Origin of the sequence: Enterococcus sp. 10F3_DIV0382, assembly GCF_002140245.1 — a bacterium.
In the GTDB taxonomy this organism is placed as follows: Bacteria; Bacillota; Bacilli; order Lactobacillales; family Enterococcaceae; genus Enterococcus_B; species Enterococcus_B lactis.
On record NZ_NGMF01000001.1, the window covers coordinates 239,637 to 256,557 of the forward strand.

General features: G+C 38.2%; 15 protein-coding genes. 7 read left to right on the plus strand and 8 right to left on the minus strand.

Going from position 1 to position 16,921, the window contains the following annotated elements:
- Positions 1-5 precede the first annotated feature (5 nt).
- From mnmE to A5849_RS15100, 4 genes are all read right to left on the minus strand, one after another.
- Positions 6-1,403 carry a tRNA uridine-5-carboxymethylaminomethyl(34) synthesis GTPase MnmE gene (gene mnmE, locus A5849_RS01165; protein ID WP_002309907.1) on the minus strand — a complete coding sequence of 466 codons (1,398 nt, stop codon included), beginning with the start codon at positions 1,401-1,403 and terminating at the stop codon, positions 6-8.
- A gap of 188 nt (positions 1,404-1,591) precedes the next feature.
- Entirely contained in the window at positions 1,592-2,875 is a 1,284-nt protein-coding gene (locus A5849_RS01170; RefSeq protein WP_002348171.1) for a hypothetical protein, read from the minus strand.
- 140 nt (positions 2,876-3,015) lie between these two features.
- Positions 3,016-3,564, minus strand: coding sequence for a hypothetical protein (locus tag A5849_RS15095; RefSeq protein ID WP_241695364.1), 549 nt, complete (start codon positions 3,562-3,564; stop codon positions 3,016-3,018).
- A gap of 246 nt (positions 3,565-3,810) precedes the next feature.
- The gene (locus A5849_RS15100; protein ID WP_241695365.1) at positions 3,811-4,350 is read right to left on the minus strand and encodes a hypothetical protein; all 540 of its coding nucleotides are present in this window, start codon (positions 4,348-4,350) and stop codon (positions 3,811-3,813) included.
- Between the two features lie 217 nt (positions 4,351-4,567).
- Between A5849_RS15100 and A5849_RS01180 the strand changes: the two genes are divergently transcribed.
- Positions 4,568-4,906 (plus strand): hypothetical protein, encoded by a 339-nt coding sequence (locus A5849_RS01180; RefSeq protein ID WP_002335102.1) that lies wholly within the window; start codon positions 4,568-4,570, stop codon positions 4,904-4,906.
- A gap of 167 nt (positions 4,907-5,073) precedes the next feature.
- Here the strand turns inward: A5849_RS01180 and jag are convergent, their stop codons facing one another.
- The 4 genes from jag to rpmH all read right to left on the minus strand — a co-directional run bounded on the left by jag (position 5,074) and on the right by rpmH (position 7,273).
- Positions 5,074-5,832 carry an RNA-binding cell elongation regulator Jag/EloR gene (gene jag, locus A5849_RS01185; RefSeq protein ID WP_002320644.1) on the minus strand — a complete coding sequence of 253 codons (759 nt, stop codon included), beginning with the start codon at positions 5,830-5,832 and terminating at the stop codon, positions 5,074-5,076.
- A 17-nt stretch (positions 5,833-5,849) separates the two neighbouring features.
- Positions 5,850-6,668 carry a YidC/Oxa1 family membrane protein insertase gene (locus A5849_RS01190; protein WP_002309900.1) on the minus strand — a complete coding sequence of 273 codons (819 nt, stop codon included), beginning with the start codon at positions 6,666-6,668 and terminating at the stop codon, positions 5,850-5,852.
- Positions 6,665-7,021 (minus strand): ribonuclease P protein component, encoded by a 357-nt coding sequence (gene rnpA / locus A5849_RS01195; RefSeq protein WP_002293120.1) that lies wholly within the window; start codon positions 7,019-7,021, stop codon positions 6,665-6,667. The genes A5849_RS01190 and rnpA overlap by 4 nt, the downstream gene beginning before the upstream one ends.
- 117 nt (positions 7,022-7,138) lie before the next feature.
- Entirely contained in the window at positions 7,139-7,273 is a 135-nt protein-coding gene (gene rpmH / locus A5849_RS01200; RefSeq protein WP_002293121.1) for a 50S ribosomal protein L34, read from the minus strand.
- A 522-nt stretch (positions 7,274-7,795) separates the two neighbouring features.
- On the opposite strand from rpmH, the gene dnaA reads away from it, so the two are divergent.
- The 6 genes from dnaA to gyrA all read left to right on the plus strand — a co-directional run bounded on the left by dnaA (position 7,796) and on the right by gyrA (position 16,473).
- Positions 7,796-9,130, plus strand: coding sequence for a chromosomal replication initiator protein DnaA (gene dnaA / locus A5849_RS01210; protein WP_002293122.1), 1,335 nt, complete (start codon positions 7,796-7,798; stop codon positions 9,128-9,130).
- Between the two features lie 197 nt (positions 9,131-9,327).
- Positions 9,328-10,458, plus strand: coding sequence for a DNA polymerase III subunit beta (gene dnaN, locus A5849_RS01215; RefSeq protein ID WP_002293124.1), 1,131 nt, complete (start codon positions 9,328-9,330; stop codon positions 10,456-10,458).
- A gap of 227 nt (positions 10,459-10,685) precedes the next feature.
- Entirely contained in the window at positions 10,686-10,928 is a 243-nt protein-coding gene (yaaA, locus tag A5849_RS01220) for a S4 domain-containing protein YaaA (RefSeq protein ID WP_002293125.1), read from the plus strand.
- A complete protein-coding gene (gene recF, locus A5849_RS01225; RefSeq protein WP_002309899.1) occupies positions 10,915-12,039 on the plus strand; it encodes a DNA replication/repair protein RecF in 1,125 nt (374 codons plus the stop codon). The genes yaaA and recF overlap by 14 nt, the downstream gene beginning before the upstream one ends.
- A complete protein-coding gene (gene gyrB, locus A5849_RS01230; RefSeq protein WP_002288364.1) occupies positions 12,036-13,982 on the plus strand; it encodes a DNA topoisomerase (ATP-hydrolyzing) subunit B in 1,947 nt (648 codons plus the stop codon). The genes recF and gyrB overlap by 4 nt, the downstream gene beginning before the upstream one ends.
- Positions 13,983-14,001: 19 nt before the next feature.
- Positions 14,002-16,473: a DNA gyrase subunit A gene (gene gyrA, locus A5849_RS01235; RefSeq protein WP_002309898.1), complete on the plus strand. Its 2,472-nt coding sequence runs from the start codon at positions 14,002-14,004 to the stop codon at positions 16,471-16,473.
- The last annotated feature ends 448 nt before the right edge of the window (positions 16,474-16,921 follow it).

Consider the following 16,921-nt stretch of genomic DNA (forward strand, 5'->3'; position numbering starts at 1 on the left):
TCCTTTTATTTTCCTAAACAAAATTGACTGAATAATTGAGTGATCAATTCATCTTGTACACTGTCGCCAACTACTTCTCCTAGATAATCCCAACAACGCGTCATATCGATTTGAACGAGATCCACAGGCATTCCTGCATCAATACCTGCAATGACTTCTTCAAGTGACAGAGAAGCTTTTTCTAACAATGCGATATGGCGGGTATTGGAAACATAGGTAGCGTCTCTTTCTCCTGTTTCTCCGCTGAAGAATAAATCAGAAATAGCTGATTCCAAATGATCTAGTCCGTCGTTTTTAGCTACGGAAATTGAAAAAACTGGTTCATTTTCGATCAATTTGTTCAATTTTTCTTGTTCCAACTGTGCTGGCAAATCTGTTTTATTTAGAAGAATGATCCGTTTCAATCCCTTTGTCGCTTCCAGTAATTGTTCATCTTCTGCTGTCAGTGGTTCGCTTTGGTTTAGAACAAGTAAGATCAAGTCTGCTTCTGCTAATGCTTTACGGCTTCTTTCGACCCCAATACGTTCCACCACATCTTCTGTTTCCCGAATTCCAGCTGTATCGATTAACTTGAGCGGTACCCCCCGAACATTGACATACTCTTCGATTACATCTCTAGTCGTTCCTGCAATGTCCGTAACGATTGCTTTTTCTTCTCTTAACAAATGGTTCAACAAACTTGATTTACCGACATTTGGCCGGCCGATAATCGCCGTACTTAACCCTTCCCGCAGAACCTTTCCTTGCTTGGATGTAGCAAGTAGTGCTTGGATTCTTTGTTGGATCATCTGTGCTTTTTCAAGCAATAACTTCGTAGTCAATTCTTCGACGTCGTCATATTCCGGATAATCAATATTTACTTCTACTTGGGCTAATGTCTCTAAAATCTCTTGTCTCAATGAACGGATCAAGGCAGACAGATTGCCGTCTAACTGATTGAGGGCTAACCCCATTGCTTTATCTGTTTTTGCTCGAATCAAATCCATCACAGCTTCTGCCTGTGAAAGGTCAACACGACCATTCAAGAATGCTCGTTTTGTGAATTCGCCTGGCTCAGCTAATCTTGCCCCTTCTCTTAACAGTAACTGCAAAATTTGATTGACTACGACGATCCCGCCGTGACAATTGATTTCTACCACATCTTCCCGCGTAAATGTCTTTGGTGCTCTCATCACGGAGACCATGACTTCATCGACTAGCTGATCGCTCTTAGGATCAACGATATGTCCATAATGGATCGTATGGCTTGGTACTTCTGATAGTCGTTTATTCCCAGAATGATAAACTTTATCTGCTAGTTGCACAGCTTGATCGCCACTTAAACGAACGATACTGATTGCTCCTTCTCCAGGCGGGGTAGAAATTGCCGCAATCGTATCAAATTCTAAAGTAATTTCAGCCATTTTTTCACTTCCTTTTTCATTTTGCGCACAAAAAAAGTGCCCACTCCACCCTTTATGCATAATAAATGGTGAACTTCGCACTTTGACTGCTTGTTCTTGATTAAATTCTGGTCATAGGTTATCACACTTGTCATAAGGAATCAAGTGTTTAAAACAAGTTATATGAAGTTGTACCTCACTTGATTCCATTACCTTACATTTAATTGCCTTTGGCTGTCTCTTTGTGTTCTTTGATTCTTTTTTGAATTGGAATCAATAATGATTTTACGCAGTGTTTCTACTTTTTTCTGATCAAATTGATCACACCTATTTCTTATCGCTTTGATTTCCGCTCCTGTTATGTGACTGGATTCAGGAACTACTTCTTTCCGAGGAACAAATGGGATTGTCCAAATTGCATTGTTATATTTATCACCCCAAAATACTTTATGGATTTTTTTATTCTCCAGTGGAAGCTGTTCTCGCTCTTTTTTTCTATCCAAATAATGATCATAGGCTTTTGAAATAAAATTTCTCACTTCTTCTTTACCATATCCCGATTTTTCCAAGTGCATGATCATTAGTTCATTCATTACATAGTTGAATTTTTCTGTCGATAATGTTTTGTATTTCGTTTGCCAAAAGTTTCTGTCGTGGATAGTGACTTGTTTTCTGGTTCCCAAAATATATTTTAAAGAAGCATTCATATTATTTATTTCACAGTTTCCTTGAACATACTGAGTAGTAGCAATATGATTCGCAACATATTCTTTTTCTGTGCAGTTACTTAGCTTGTTTAAAATGTGATAAGTTCTTTTAGCTGTAGCAAATGGATTAATTCTTTCTTCAAAGGTAAGATGCTGCCTTCCTATCCGAAGCACTTCTTCCAATCCTTTCTTCTCTACTCCTTCATAGACATAAACTGGGGTGATTTTTAGGGTCTCTTGATCGAACCACAGCTTTTCTTGAATCTTTTTTTTCAATGCTCTTTTATCAGGGCAGTGCATTCTCATTTGTGCTTTATCATAAACTTCTACGTTCAGACGATCTTGCTCTTTTTTTATGATGAAAGTGAGGCCATGACCATTTTTGAACCATGAATACCACTTTTCTTTATAAAACATCGAAACTGGTACAACTAAAAAACTATCTTTATGATTATTCTCTAGCTCATTGATGTAATTTTTAAATAATTTTGTATGGATTGAACCATAAATACTTTTTTGAATGGATTCTTTGATTTTGTTGATGTCCCGACCTTCGAATTCATCTGGATAAACATTGAGGATTTGTTGGTAAACGGTCATAAATTCAAGCGTCGGGCTTGTACTGGGTTTCGTCTTAAAAAAAATATCATTTCCAATCATGTTCCAATTTTGTAAAAGAACACTGCACATTTCTGGCACATATTTTTCGCTATTTACGTACTTTTCTCTTTTTTTATCCGCTGATTGAATCAGCATTTCTACTTGTGCTGCATCTAAAAGATCCATCTTTAAACGCTCCTTTCTTCTCTCTAACAAATGAATAATACTGTATGAGCAAGGATTTATCTTTCTTCAAAAAAGGGAGACTAAATAAATAGGATAACGCTATCTTAACGTTTCTTTTAAAAAGAAAAATGACCTATTTATCAAACTTCTCTTATAACACCTTGTTCTTGTTGTCTTCTTCGTCGTTCAACCATCGTACTAAACGAAGGAACTGATATTCTTCGGATAATATTGTGTAGTTGTTGTTGCCTAGATTCCGTACACTTTATTTTGACAGAGAGAATTTCAATAGGCGTTAAATGATAACAACTTTTCTGTTTATTTTCGCTAGAAGGCAGTCCATAAGAAAAACAAAGCGTATGGTCGATGGATTTTCTAATTTCAGTCGGGATAATCCAATGATTATTTTTGTTGATTCCTCCCCATTCTGATTTATGTGCTATTTTGTCAATCATATCAAGAGCTGATCGCTGACTTTTGGCTTCTTTATAGACTTCATAAGCATTTCTAATGAAATTTTCTGTCACTTGTCCATAGCCTATTTTTTTCAAATGCGTGAACATCAGCTCATTTATTGTGTGATTTAATTGTTCCGTAGATAACGTTTTGTATTTCGTTTGAAAGAATTTCTTGCCATCAATAATAATTTCTGACTTTGTTCCTAGTATGTATTTTAATGCCGCATTCATGTTTTTGATTTCGCTGTTATCTCTTACATATTGAATTGTCCCTACATGAGAGGAATATCCTTCTATTGTTGCGTACTTACTTAATTTATTGTAAATATAATAACTCTTCTTATATTTGGGAAAAGGAACTGCTTTTTCATGCCAATTGTAATGATTTCTTCCTATGCGTAAAACGTCAACCAGTGATTGAACATCGCTCAGTTCATATGTGTATATAGGAGTTAGTTTTGCTATTTCTTCCTTTGTCTATGAATTTTTATGAACATTTTTTTTCTTCGCATATTCATCTGGACGAACTGCTCTGATTTGAACTTTGTCATAAATCTGGACATTTATCTGATTATTTTGTTTTTGGATAATAACTGCAACATCAGATCTTTTTGTGAAATCAGCAGATCTATAACTTAGATAATAAAATGAAACAGGTACTACTAAAAAGCTGTCTTGATCATTGTTTTTCAATTCATTGATATAGTTACTGAACAACTCGGTATGGATCGAACCATAAATACTTTTTTGAATCGATTCTTTGATTTTTTTGATGTCACGTCCTTCGAATTCCTCAGGATGAATATCGAGAAGCTGCTGATAAATTGCCATAAATTCAATCGTGGGAGTTGTACTAGGCTTTTCTATTAGAAAAGTATCATTGTCGCGCATATTCCAATTTTGTAGAAGAAGACTGCACATATCCCGCACATAGATATCACTTTTTAAATAACGATTTCGCTTTCGATTTGCTGATTTGATCAAATCTGTTACTTGTTTTTCAGTCAATATATTCATTCTATATGCCTTTCCTTCCTTCATTGAGTAAAACAACTTTTAAGACTACGAAATACCCAATTAATTATAACATCTGTGGTTTCTGTATATTTTCTAGCTTTTTCAAAATAAAGAAATAATTGTTTCTCTTCTATTCATGCTTTTTCTTTCTTCATAAAAACGGTAAACTAGAATGGGAGCGCTATCTAAAATATTTGTTTTTGAAAGGAGAAAAGGAATGAGCCAGTTCAACTCTGATGCATTGAAAGAAGAAAGTGATCCTCGGATCAATGATGTTGTTTTATCTACAGGAAATATCAATCAAAAATATATCGTCCGCGATATCGTTTTTGTTGTGGAATGCTTAGAAGCTGATTTGTTTGACCCAGCTTTTCCCAATGAGGATCTTTTCTTGACAACGAAGAGGAAATTAAAGTTGAAGGTTCTTGAATATGGTGCGAATGCGGTGATCAACTGTCATTTTGAGTATCAGCAAAGAAATCGGGATGGAAAGTATTTTCTGGAACTTTTTGCTTATGGAACAGTGATCCAATTTATCCAAACGACGATTGGTTAAATGAAATAGACAAAAAAAGCGGAGCAAAACTGAAAACAGTTTCGTTCCGCTTTTTTCTATCAAAGTTAGTGACTACTTCATCGTATACTCTGATAAGAATGATTTCTAGTAAAATATACTTGGTTTGAAAAACTTTGTCAACGTGATTTATTCAAAAAGTAATGGAATCAATAATATTTTTTAGCAGGTTCAACTACTAAGTAACGATAAGGTTCCTCACCTTCCGAATGTGTTTTTACATGTTCATCTTTGCTTAATGCCGCATGGATTTGTTTACGTTCAAAGGCAGGCATTGGTTCTAAGAAAACAGGTTGTCCTGTCCGTTTTACTTTTTCAGCCGTGCGATCAGCTAAACGCTGAATGATCTCTTGACGCTTTTCGCGGTAATTGCCTACATTGACCACTACAGATAGCTTATTTCTTGCTAAACGATGGATAAAGACTTGTGCCAGATATTGCAGTGCATTCAACGTTTTTCCATGTTTCCCAATCAGTAACCCTTGTTTTTGTGTTTCTAAATGAAAAACGACCATATTATTTGATTCTCTTTCCATTTTAACAAGTGCTGGAGCATCAAGTTGTTTTGAAATTTCAGTAAGATAGACTGCCAATTCCGTTAAAGCTGCTTCATCACCTAGCTCACTTACTTCTTCTGTTTTTTCTTCAAGAATCGTTTCGTTGACTACCTCGATCTCAGCTGTTGGTTCTTCTTCTAAAATCTCTTCTACCGTCTGTTCTACTGTTTCAGAAATTTTTTCGCTGATACTTGGCTGGATCGAAAGCCGTGCATTCTTTCGGCCCATTCCTAGGAAACCTTTTTTTCCTTCTTCCAATATTTCGATTTCAACTTGGTCTTTGGTCAAACCCAAATCAGCTAGACCTAGTTGAACAGCTTCATCTATTGTTGCAGCTTCATAAATCGGCATTAGCATTCCCTCCCCTATTATTTCCGTTTTTTCTTAGGATTCATTGCTTTCTTCAACGCACGTTCTCTTTCGCGGATTTTCCGTGCTTCTTCTTCCCGTTCTTTTCGAATTTTGAAAGGATTGTTGATCAACAATGTTTGTACAACTTGGAAGGCATTGGAAACCACCCAGTATAATGAAAGACCGCTGGCTAAATTGACACCCATCACTAAAATCATTACAGGCATCACGAAATTCATGATCTTCATTGATGCATTCGATTCAATTTGACTCATACTAGATAAATACGTACTTGCAAAAGTAAAGATTGCTGCTAGAATCGGCAAGATAAATGTTGGATCCGCGTTCCCTAAGTTCAACCATAAGAAATGACCTTGTTTCAACTCAGGTACACGGGAAATAGATTGCCATAACGCCATCAAGATTGGCATTTGTACCAATAAAGGAAGACAACCAGCATATGGATTGACTCCATTTTCCGCATATAAACGCTGTTGCTCTTCTCTTAATTTACTTTGTGTTTCTGGGTCTCTTGAACTATATTGTTGCTGCAGTGCTTTTAATTTCGGTTGTAATTCTTGTGTCTTACGCATGCTCTTTGTTTGGAAATGCATCAGCGGCAACAAGATTACACGGATGATCAATGTAAATAAAATGATCCCTATTCCTGCATTACCAAATGACAACGCCTTGATCGCCTCAGCAAAGTAATAAACAATATAACGATCCCAAATTCCTGTACTTTGTGCGCTGACTTCCCCAGTTCCGCAACCGGATAAGACGATGACCAAACTAACGATACCGGCCATCAAAAGTAAACGTTTGTATTTCTTCACTTACTCTTTTCCTCTCTGTCGATTATTTTTGCAAGTTTTAAGACGTGGACTAAATTGGAGCGAACCTCATCATAAGTTAGCCCCTTCACACTTGGTCTAGCAATCACAATAAAATCCAACTCCGGATCAATCTCTTCTTTTATAGAATAAACTGCTGCTCGGATTTTTCGTTTGACTTCATTGCGGCTTACCGCGTTGCCGACCTTTTTTCCTACAGATAAACCAACTCGAAAATGAGGCTGTCCCGGTTTTTTCAAACGGTAAACGACGAATTTGCGGTTAGCAAAAGAATCTCCCGTATGAAACACGGCTTGAAACTCTCGTTCTTTTTTTACTCGATACGCTTTTCTCATTAGTTTTCTTTCCTTTTCTATCTCTCACTTACGCTCATAATCATACCATAATTACGATTGTCCTTTCATCATTTCCCTAAAAAAGAGTATAAAAAAAACCACTGAAACCCCAGTGGCCTAAGCTGAAAGAACTTTTCTTCCTTTACGACGACGGCTAGCTAACACACGACGTCCATTTTTAGTACTCATACGTTTACGGAATCCGTGAACTTTTTGACGTTTACGTTTATTTGGTTGGTATGTTCTTTTCATATATTCCACCTCCAAAATGTTCTTATCTATTTTATAAACACAGACATACTTTGATAGTATAACGACAAAGTAGTGATTTTGTCAATATAAAATAGAAGATCGATTGTCAAAACTTATCCACAAGATTATTTTTTTCTATGGGAATCTCATGTGGAAAAAGTTATGCACAGGAATTATCCACAAATAATAACGAGGTACTTTTACACAGAAAACACACGTGTAAAAAAAGTAATCCACAACCAGACGTTTTCCTGTGCATTTCGTCCCTAAACCATTGATAAATATACATTTGTTATCCACAGGTACAGGAGGAAATCTAGTGATTTTTACAAGTTGTCCACCTGTGCATTAGTGGTGTGGAAAACTTTTTTTGACAGCTGTGTTTTTCTCTTTTTTTTATTTGTCGATTGTGTGGATAATTGTAATTAAAAAATTTTTTTCTTCGGTTTCTGTGGAAAACTATTAAAAAAAATGCTAAATTAGTACTAGTTATTCACTTTTTAATGAAGGAGGAGGCCTTATATGGTATCCCTCGATGCTTTATGGAATGAATTAAAAGCAACATACCAAAAGGATTTATCGCCTGCTAGCTATAATACATGGATTGAAACAGCGAACCCTCGAACTCTTGATCAAAACCAGCTCGTTGTTGAGGTTCCTAGCAAGATTCATAAAGAATATTGGGAAAAAAACCTGGCAACAAAAATCGTTGAAGTCGGTTATATGTTATCAGGAAATGAGATTATCCCTCGCTTTATTACTGGCGAAGAAGCAGAGCAAGAAGAAGTTGTAGAAGAAAAAAATCCAAAAGTTGCGGCACCTAGCCCGCTAAAAAAAGCCATGCTGAATCCTAAATATACCTTTGATACGTTTGTCATTGGTAAAGGAAACCAGATGGCTCATGCAGCAGCGCTCGTTGTAGCAGAAGATCCAGGTTCTATTTATAACCCGCTCTTCTTTTATGGAGGCGTAGGACTTGGTAAGACTCACTTGATGCATGCCATCGGTCATCAAATGCTGCAAAGTCAGCCTAATGCCAAAGTAAAATATGTAAGCAGTGAAACTTTTGCTAATGATTTCATCAATTCGATCCAAAACAAAACAGCAGAAGAATTCCGTCAAGAATATCGAAATGTTGATTTACTATTAGTAGATGATATTCAATTTTTCGCAGAAAAAGAAGCTACGCAAGAGGAGTTTTTCCATACTTTCAATGCCTTGTACAATGAGGGTAAACAAATCGTTCTAACCAGTGATCGGTTGCCAAACGAGATTCCAAAACTACAAGAACGCCTTGTTTCTCGCTTTGCATGGGGGCTCTCTGTTGATATTACGCCACCGGATCTTGAAACAAGAACAGCGATTTTGCGTAAAAAAGCGGCAGCTGAACGTCTAGAGATCCCAGATGACACGCTGAGCTATATCGCAGGACAAATTGATTCTAATATTCGTGAATTAGAAGGGGCACTTGTTCGAGTACAGGCTTTTGCTGCAATGAATAGTGAAGATATTTCGACTAGTCTAGCTGCAGATGCGCTGAAAACGTTAAAGTCAGGAAAAGGACATCCTCAATTGTCGATTTTGCAGATCCAAGAAGAAGTGGCAAAGTATTATCACATCCAATTGAAAGATCTCAAAGGAAAGAAACGCGTCAAATCTATTGTTGTACCTAGACAAATCGCTATGTACTTGGCACGTGAGCTCACAGATAATTCTTTACCGAAAATTGGTGCTGAATTCGGTGGCAAGGACCATACAACGGTTATCCATGCCCATGAGAAAATCCAGCAGCTGATGGATTCTAGTGTCAGCATGCAAAATGAAGTATCAGAAATCAAAAACTTTTTACTAAATTAATTTGTCGATTCTACCAACTGAAAATAGCATGTGGATAAAAGAAAAAAACAAGCAAAAGTTATACACACTTTTTCCACAGCTGTTTTTTCGTTTCTCTCTTGCGTTTTTTGAGTTTTCCACAGAATCAACATGCCCTATTACTTTTATTATTCTTTTTAACTAATAATAAATAAACAAACATTCAAAGGAGATACATCATGAAAGTTACTTTAAACCGAGCTAGCTTTATGCAGGAATTGCAAACTGTTCAACGAGCTATTTCAAGCAAAACCACTATCCCTATTTTGACAGGTGTAAAAATCACACTGACACAAGAAGGTTTGACTTTGACAGGGAGCAACGCTGATATATCAATTGAAACTTTTTTGTCTGTTGAAAACGAAAAAGCAAATATGCAAATCGAATCTACCGGATCAATTGTTTTACAAGCTCGTTTCTTTAGCGAAATCATTCGAAGACTTCCTGAAGAAACATTTACTTTAGAAGTATTAGAAAATAAACAAGTAGCGATCACTTCTGGAAAAGCGAATTTTATCGTGAATGGATTAGATGCAGATAATTATCCTCATCTTCCTGTTGTCGAAAGTCATAACCAGATGAAATTACCAGTACACGTATTGACTAAACTAATCAACGAAACAGTTTTTGCTGTTTCGCAGCATGAGAGCCGTCCAATCTTGACGGGTGTGCATTTTATTTTATCTGATCATTCTTTATTGGCTGTAGCTACCGACTCTCACCGTCTAAGTCAACGGGTGATCCCAGTAGAACAAACGGCTGATCATTTTGATATTGTTATTCCCGGGAAAAGTTTGATCGAATTGTCTCGCTCATTGACAAATGAAGAAGAAATCGTCGAAATCAGCATTATGGAAAACCAAGTCTTGTTTAAAACGGAAACAATGTATTTCTATTCCCGCTTGCTAGAAGGAAACTATCCTGATACCAATCGTTTGATCCCATCAAGCTTTAATACAGAGGTCGAATTTTCTGTTCCTAGCTTTCTAGCAGCAATCGAACGTGCTTCTTTACTTTCTCATGAAGGCCGCAACAATATCGTTCGTTTATCCATTCGTCCAGATGCGGTTGTTTTATACGGAAATTCTCCAGAAATCGGGAAAGTAGAAGAAAGCTTGAGCTATACAGCAAGCAGTGGCGATCCATTGGAGATTTCTTTCAACCCGGATTATATGAAAGCAGCGTTGCGTGCATTTGGAGATATGAGTATCAAAGTAAAATTTATTTCCGCTATTCGACCATTCACGTTGGAACCAACGGAAGATGGCGTTCAATTTATCCAATTGATTACTCCTGTACGTACAAATTAACAAAGATTTTCAAAGATATTGAAAATTTAATTGAAAAGAATTAGAAAAAATAAAATTTAAACAGAAGGCCCTAAAATCTCTTTTAAGGCTTTCTGTTTATTTTTGTCTAAATCACCTTTTTTAGATTAAATCGTCTTATATGGAAAAATATATGGATAAATTTGTTTTATTGCGGAAAAAAAGGTATAATAGAGTATACTTTTAATAATGAAAATGAGGGATGGACATTGAAACAACAAGTCATTCTAAATACGGAATTCATGACGTTGGGTCAAATGCTGAAAGAAGCCACCGTTATCGGTAGTGGCGGACAAGCAAAATGGTATTTGGCAGAAAACACTGTGTTAGTCGATGGCGAGCCGGAAAATCGTCGTGGACGCAAGCTTTATCCCGGTATGATGGTTGAAGTTCCAGAAGTAGGAACTTTTTTTATGGTAAAAAAAGGAAACGACGATAATGAGGCTGAATAAGCTGTATTTAAAAAATTATCGAAATTACGAAGAGCTGAACATCGAATTTTCCAAGAATCTGGTCATTTTTTTAGGTGAAAATGCGCAGGGAAAAACAAATCTTTTGGAAAGTATCTATGTATTGGCTATGACGCGAAGCCATCGGACAAGTAGTGAGCAGGAATTGATTGGTTGGAATGACGATCAGGCAATGATCCAAGGAGAGATCGCAAAAGGTTCATCCACTCTCCCATTAGAAATCTTATTATCTAAAAAAGGCCGAAAAACCAAGATCAACCATATCGAACAAAAAAAGTTAAGTACTTACGTGGGACAAATGAATGTCATTTTATTTGCACCAGAGGATCTTTCGTTAGTAAAAGGCAGCCCGCAGATCAGGCGGAAATTTTTAGATATGGAATTAGGTCAGATCAATCCAATTTATCTTTATGATCTTGTCCAATACCAAGCGATTTTGAAGCAAAGAAACCAGTATTTGAAGCAATTGAATGAAAAAAAACAAACTGATTTGCTTTATTTGGATATTTTGTCCGAACAACTAGCAGCGTTTGGTAGCAAAGTATTGAAAGCAAGAGCACAGTTCATCAAGCGATTGGAGTTTTGGGCTAATTCTTTACATCAGCAAATCACACATCATAAAGAGCAGCTGGAAATCGAGTATCTCACCGCAGTCGATTCTTTAGAAACACATACGCAAGAACAAATCCAAGAACAATTTCTCGCACTTTTGAATCAAAACAAAAAGAAAGACCTTTTTCGGGGAACGACGACAGTTGGTCCTCACCGTGACGATCTTTCCTTTTTTATTAATCAAAAAAACGTGCAGACTTATGGATCGCAAGGACAGCAAAGAACGACTGCTCTAAGTGTCAAATTAGCAGAAATTGATTTGATCAAAGAAGAGACAGGGGAATATCCAATCCTATTATTAGATGATGTGATGAGCGAGCTGGATGATAATCGTCAGCTCCATCTGCTGGAAACAATCGAAGGAAAAGTTCAAACGTTCTTAACAACGACGACACTTGACCATGTAAAAAATAAAATGACTGTTGAACCTGAGATTTTTTATGTTCGACAAGGGAAATTAAAAGGAGAAGAAACTGAATGACAGAAGAAAGAAGTTTAGTAGAACGCGCTAAAGAATATGATGCCAGTCAGATTCAAGTACTTGAAGGACTTGAAGCCGTTCGTAAACGACCTGGCATGTATATCGGTTCGACTAGTTCTGAAGGTCTGCATCACCTTGTTTGGGAAATCGTCGATAATTCGATCGATGAAGTATTAGCAGGTTTTGCAACGAAAATCCATGTGATTATAGAAAAAGACAACAGTATCACTGTTATTGACGATGGACGGGGGATACCAGTAGATATCCAAGCAAAAACCGGACGTCCTGCAGTTGAAACGGTCTTTACTGTTTTACATGCTGGAGGAAAATTTGGCGGTGGCGGATACAAAGTTTCCGGTGGTCTTCATGGAGTGGGATCTTCCGTCGTAAACGCACTTTCTACGCAACTTGATGTCAAAGTATACAAAGAAGGAAATGTGTACTATCAAGAGTATCGTCGTGGAGCTGTAGTGGACGACTTAAAGATCATTGAACAAACGGATCGCCATGGAACAACGGTTCACTTTACGCCAGATCCTGAAATTTTTACAGAGACAACTGAGTTTGATTTTTCAAAATTGGCTACCCGAATCCGTGAACTAGCTTTCTTGAACCGCGGGATGCGTATCTCGATTGAGGACAAACGAGAAGAAGAACCAGTCATCAATGAATACCATTATGATGGCGGGATCAAAAGTTATGTCGAATACTTGAATGCAAACAAAACCGTGATTTTCCCAGAACCTGTATATTTGGAAGGTGAGCAGCAAGATATCGCAGTTGAAGTCTCTATGCAATATACAGACGGCTACCATTCCAATATCATGAGTTTTGCCAACAATATCCATACGTATGAAGGCGGAACACATGAATCAGGATTCAAGACTGCATTAACTCGGGTAATCAATGATTATGCTCGAAAACAAAAGCTGATGAAAGAAAATGATGACAACTTGACTGGTGAAGACGTGCGAGAAGGATTGACAGCTGTTATTTCTATCAAGCATCCTGACCCTCAATTCGAAGGACAAACAAAAACAAAATTGGGCAATTCCGAAGTACGGACAGTCACTGATCGGTTATTTAGCGAGCATTTCATGAAATTCTTGCTAGAAAACCCAAGTGTGGGCCGTCAAATCGTTGAAAAAGGATTATTAGCTTCCAGAGCTCGTCTAGCAGCGAAACGTGCGCGTGAAGTAACGAGACGTAAAGGTGCTTTAGAGATCAGTAATCTGCCAGGAAAATTAGCAGACTGCTCTAGCAACGATCCTGAAAAATGCGAATTGTTCATCGTCGAAGGAGATTCGGCCGGCGGATCAGCTAAGCAAGGTCGTAATCGAGAATTTCAAGCTATCTTGCCTATTCGTGGGAAAATCTTGAATGTTGAAAAAGCAAGTATGGACAAGATCTTGGCAAATGAAGAGATCCGGTCTTTATTTACCGCTATGGGTACAGGGTTTGGAGAAGATTTCGATGTATCGAAAGCTCGTTATCATAAATTAGTGATCATGACTGATGCCGATGTTGATGGTGCGCATATCCGTACATTGCTGCTGACTCTTTTTTACCGCTACATGCGTCCAATTGTTGAAGCTGGTTATGTCTATATTGCTCAGCCGCCTTTATACGGGGTAAAACAAGGGAAGAATATCACGTATGTACAACCAGGAAAGAATGCAGAAGAAGAGTTGAAACAAGTCGTTGCTTCACTTCCTGCTTCACCAAAACCAAGTGTTCAGCGGTATAAAGGACTTGGAGAAATGGATGATCATCAACTATGGGAAACAACTATGGACCCAAGTAATCGAATGATGGCCCGCGTCAGCGTGGACGATGCTATTGCGGCAGACCAGATATTTGAAATGTTGATGGGGGATCGAGTAGAGCCTCGTCGTGCATTCATCGAGGAAAATGCACATTACGTGAAGAACTTAGATATTTAATCATGAAGGAGGAAAAAGAATGAGTGAAGAAATCAGAGAAAACATCCATGATGTCAATCTAACCAGCGAAATGAAAGACTCCTTCATCGATTATGCGATGAGTGTTATTGTCGCACGTGCACTGCCTGATGTCAGAGATGGTCTGAAACCCGTTCATCGCCGTATTTTATACGGCATGAACGAATTAGGTGTGACACCGGATAAAGCCCATAAAAAATCTGCCAGAATCGTCGGAGATGTCATGGGTAAATACCATCCTCATGGGGATAGTGCGATCTATGAGTCAATGGTACGGATGGCGCAGCCATTTAGCTACCGTTATATGCTAGTGGATGGCCATGGAAACTTTGGTTCTGTTGACGGTGACGGTGCCGCTGCTATGCGTTATACCGAAGCACGGATGAGTAAAATCGCTACAGAAATGCTGCGTGATATCAATAAGAACACTGTTGATTTCCAAAGCAACTATGATGACACAGAAAAAGAACCCGTTGTATTACCTGCTCGCTTCCCCAATCTTTTGGTGAACGGAACGACGGGGATAGCCGTGGGTATGGCAACGAATATCCCACCTCATAATTTATCTGAGGTAGTAGCGGCTATCGATTTGCTGATGGATAATCCTGATGTGACGACCAATGAATTGATGGAAGTATTACCTGGACCAGATTTTCCAACAGGTGGTTTAGTCATGGGAAAATCAGGAATCCGAAGAGCGTATGAAACAGGTAAAGGTTCTATTACCGTACGTGCAAAAGTTGAGATCACTGAGATGCCAAATGGCAAAGAACGGATCCTCGTGACGGAATTACCTTATATGGTCAATAAAGCCAAATTGATTGAACGGATTTCTGAGTTGCACAGAGACAAGCGTATCGAAGGAATCACGGATTTGCGGGATGAATCTTCCCGTGAAGGCATGCGAATTGTCATTGACATTCGTCGTGACGCCAGCGCATCAGTTATTTTGAATAACTTATACAAATTGACATCCTTACAGAATTCATTTGGATTCAATATGTTGGCCATCGAAAAAGGCGTGCCGAAAGTTTTAAGTTTGAAACAAATCCTTGAAAACTATATCGAACATCAACGCGAAGTCATCACACGACGGACGGTCTTTGAAAAAGAAAAAGCAGAAGCAAGAGCACACATCTTAGAAGGTTTGCGTATTGCTTTGGATCATATCGATGAAATCATTGCGATTATCCGCGGGTCTAAATCAGATGATGAAGCAAAAGCAACAATGATCGAACGGTTCGATTTATCCGATCGCCAATCACAAGCTATCTTAGATATGCGTTTGCGTCGATTGACCGGTTTGGAACGGGAAAAAATCGAAAATGAATATCAAGAACTATTGAAACTGATTGAAGATTTGACTGACATTCTGGCAAGACCCGAACGTGTCACGGAAATCATCAAGAATGAGTTAGCAGACTTGAATCAACGATTTGGTGATAAACGACGCACAGAATTACTAGTCGGTGAGGTCTTAAGTCTAGAAGATGAAGATTTGATCGAAGAAGAAGAAATCGTTATTACACTGACAAACAATGGTTATATCAAACGTTTGGCAAATAATGAATTCAGAGCTCAACGAAGAGGCGGGCGTGGTGTCCAAGGAATGGGTATCCACAATGACGACTTCGTCAAGAATCTAGTTTCTTGTTCTACCCATGATACATTGTTATTCTTTACGAATAACGGAAAAGTGTATCGGGCAAAAGGATACGAAATTCCAGAATACGGACGTACAGCCAAAGGTATCCCAATCATCAATTTGCTGGGTATCGACTCGAGTGAAAGCATCCAAGCAATTATTGCGGTGACGGGAGAAGCAGAAGAAGGCCACTATCTCTTCTTTACGACGCGTCAAGGTACAGTTAAACGTACGTCTGTCACTGCTTTCGCTAACATCCGAAGCAATGGTCTGATTGCAATTGGTTTGAAAGAAGATGACGAATTAGTCAATGTTCTATTGACAGATGGACAGTCAAATATCATCATTGGCACACATAACGGCTACTCTGTGACCTTCAAAGAGGAAGCAGTCCGCGATATGGGACGTACAGCTTCCGGCGTCAGAGGGATACGTTTGCGTGAGGAAGACTACGTTGTTGGGGCAGCCCTGATGAAGGAAGACCAAGAAGTACTAGTGATTACAGAAAAAGGTTACGGAAAACGGACCAAAGTATCGGAATATCCAGTGAAAGGCCGCGGTGGTAAAGGAATCAAAACGGCGAATATCACTGAAAAAAATGGTCCACTAGCCGGATTGACCACTGTTTCTGGAGATGAAGACATCATGCTGATTACAGATAAAGGTGTGATTATCCGTTTCAACGTATCGACTGTTTCTCAAACTGGACGTTCAACATTGGGTGTACGTTTGATGAAGATGGAAGCTGATACGAAAGTCGTCACAATGGCAGCAGTCGAGCCAGAAGCGGTAGAACAAACAGTTGAAGAGCAAGCAACAGAAGAATAATCATAAAGATGAAGTGTTTAAGTTAGCAAAGAGGTTGTGAAAAAGCTGCTCTGCATCAAGCAGTAAGAACAATCAGACAAAAATAGCATTCCATATTTTTCATCTGATTGGGCTTAGTGCCGTAGATGCAAGCTTTTGAACACCGTTTAAGGAAGAGATCGTGAGTCTGCCGTTTCACTCTGAGTCACAAGGAGCAATTTCAAAAAAATAGCTTCTCATGTTTGTTGAATAGTGTGACTTGTGACCGAGGAGTTGGCAGGAGAACACCGTTTATTCGAAAAAAGGGAACTGCGACAAGACTTTTGTCACAGTTCCCTTGCTTGCTTTTTTGATTAATTGAATTTCTCTTAAAATATTTGAAACTGTTTATTCTGTATTGCTTTTGACCAAAATAGAGTGTATAATCAAAGCTTGTGAGTAGTCTAATTAATTAGATAACTCTCCTTGC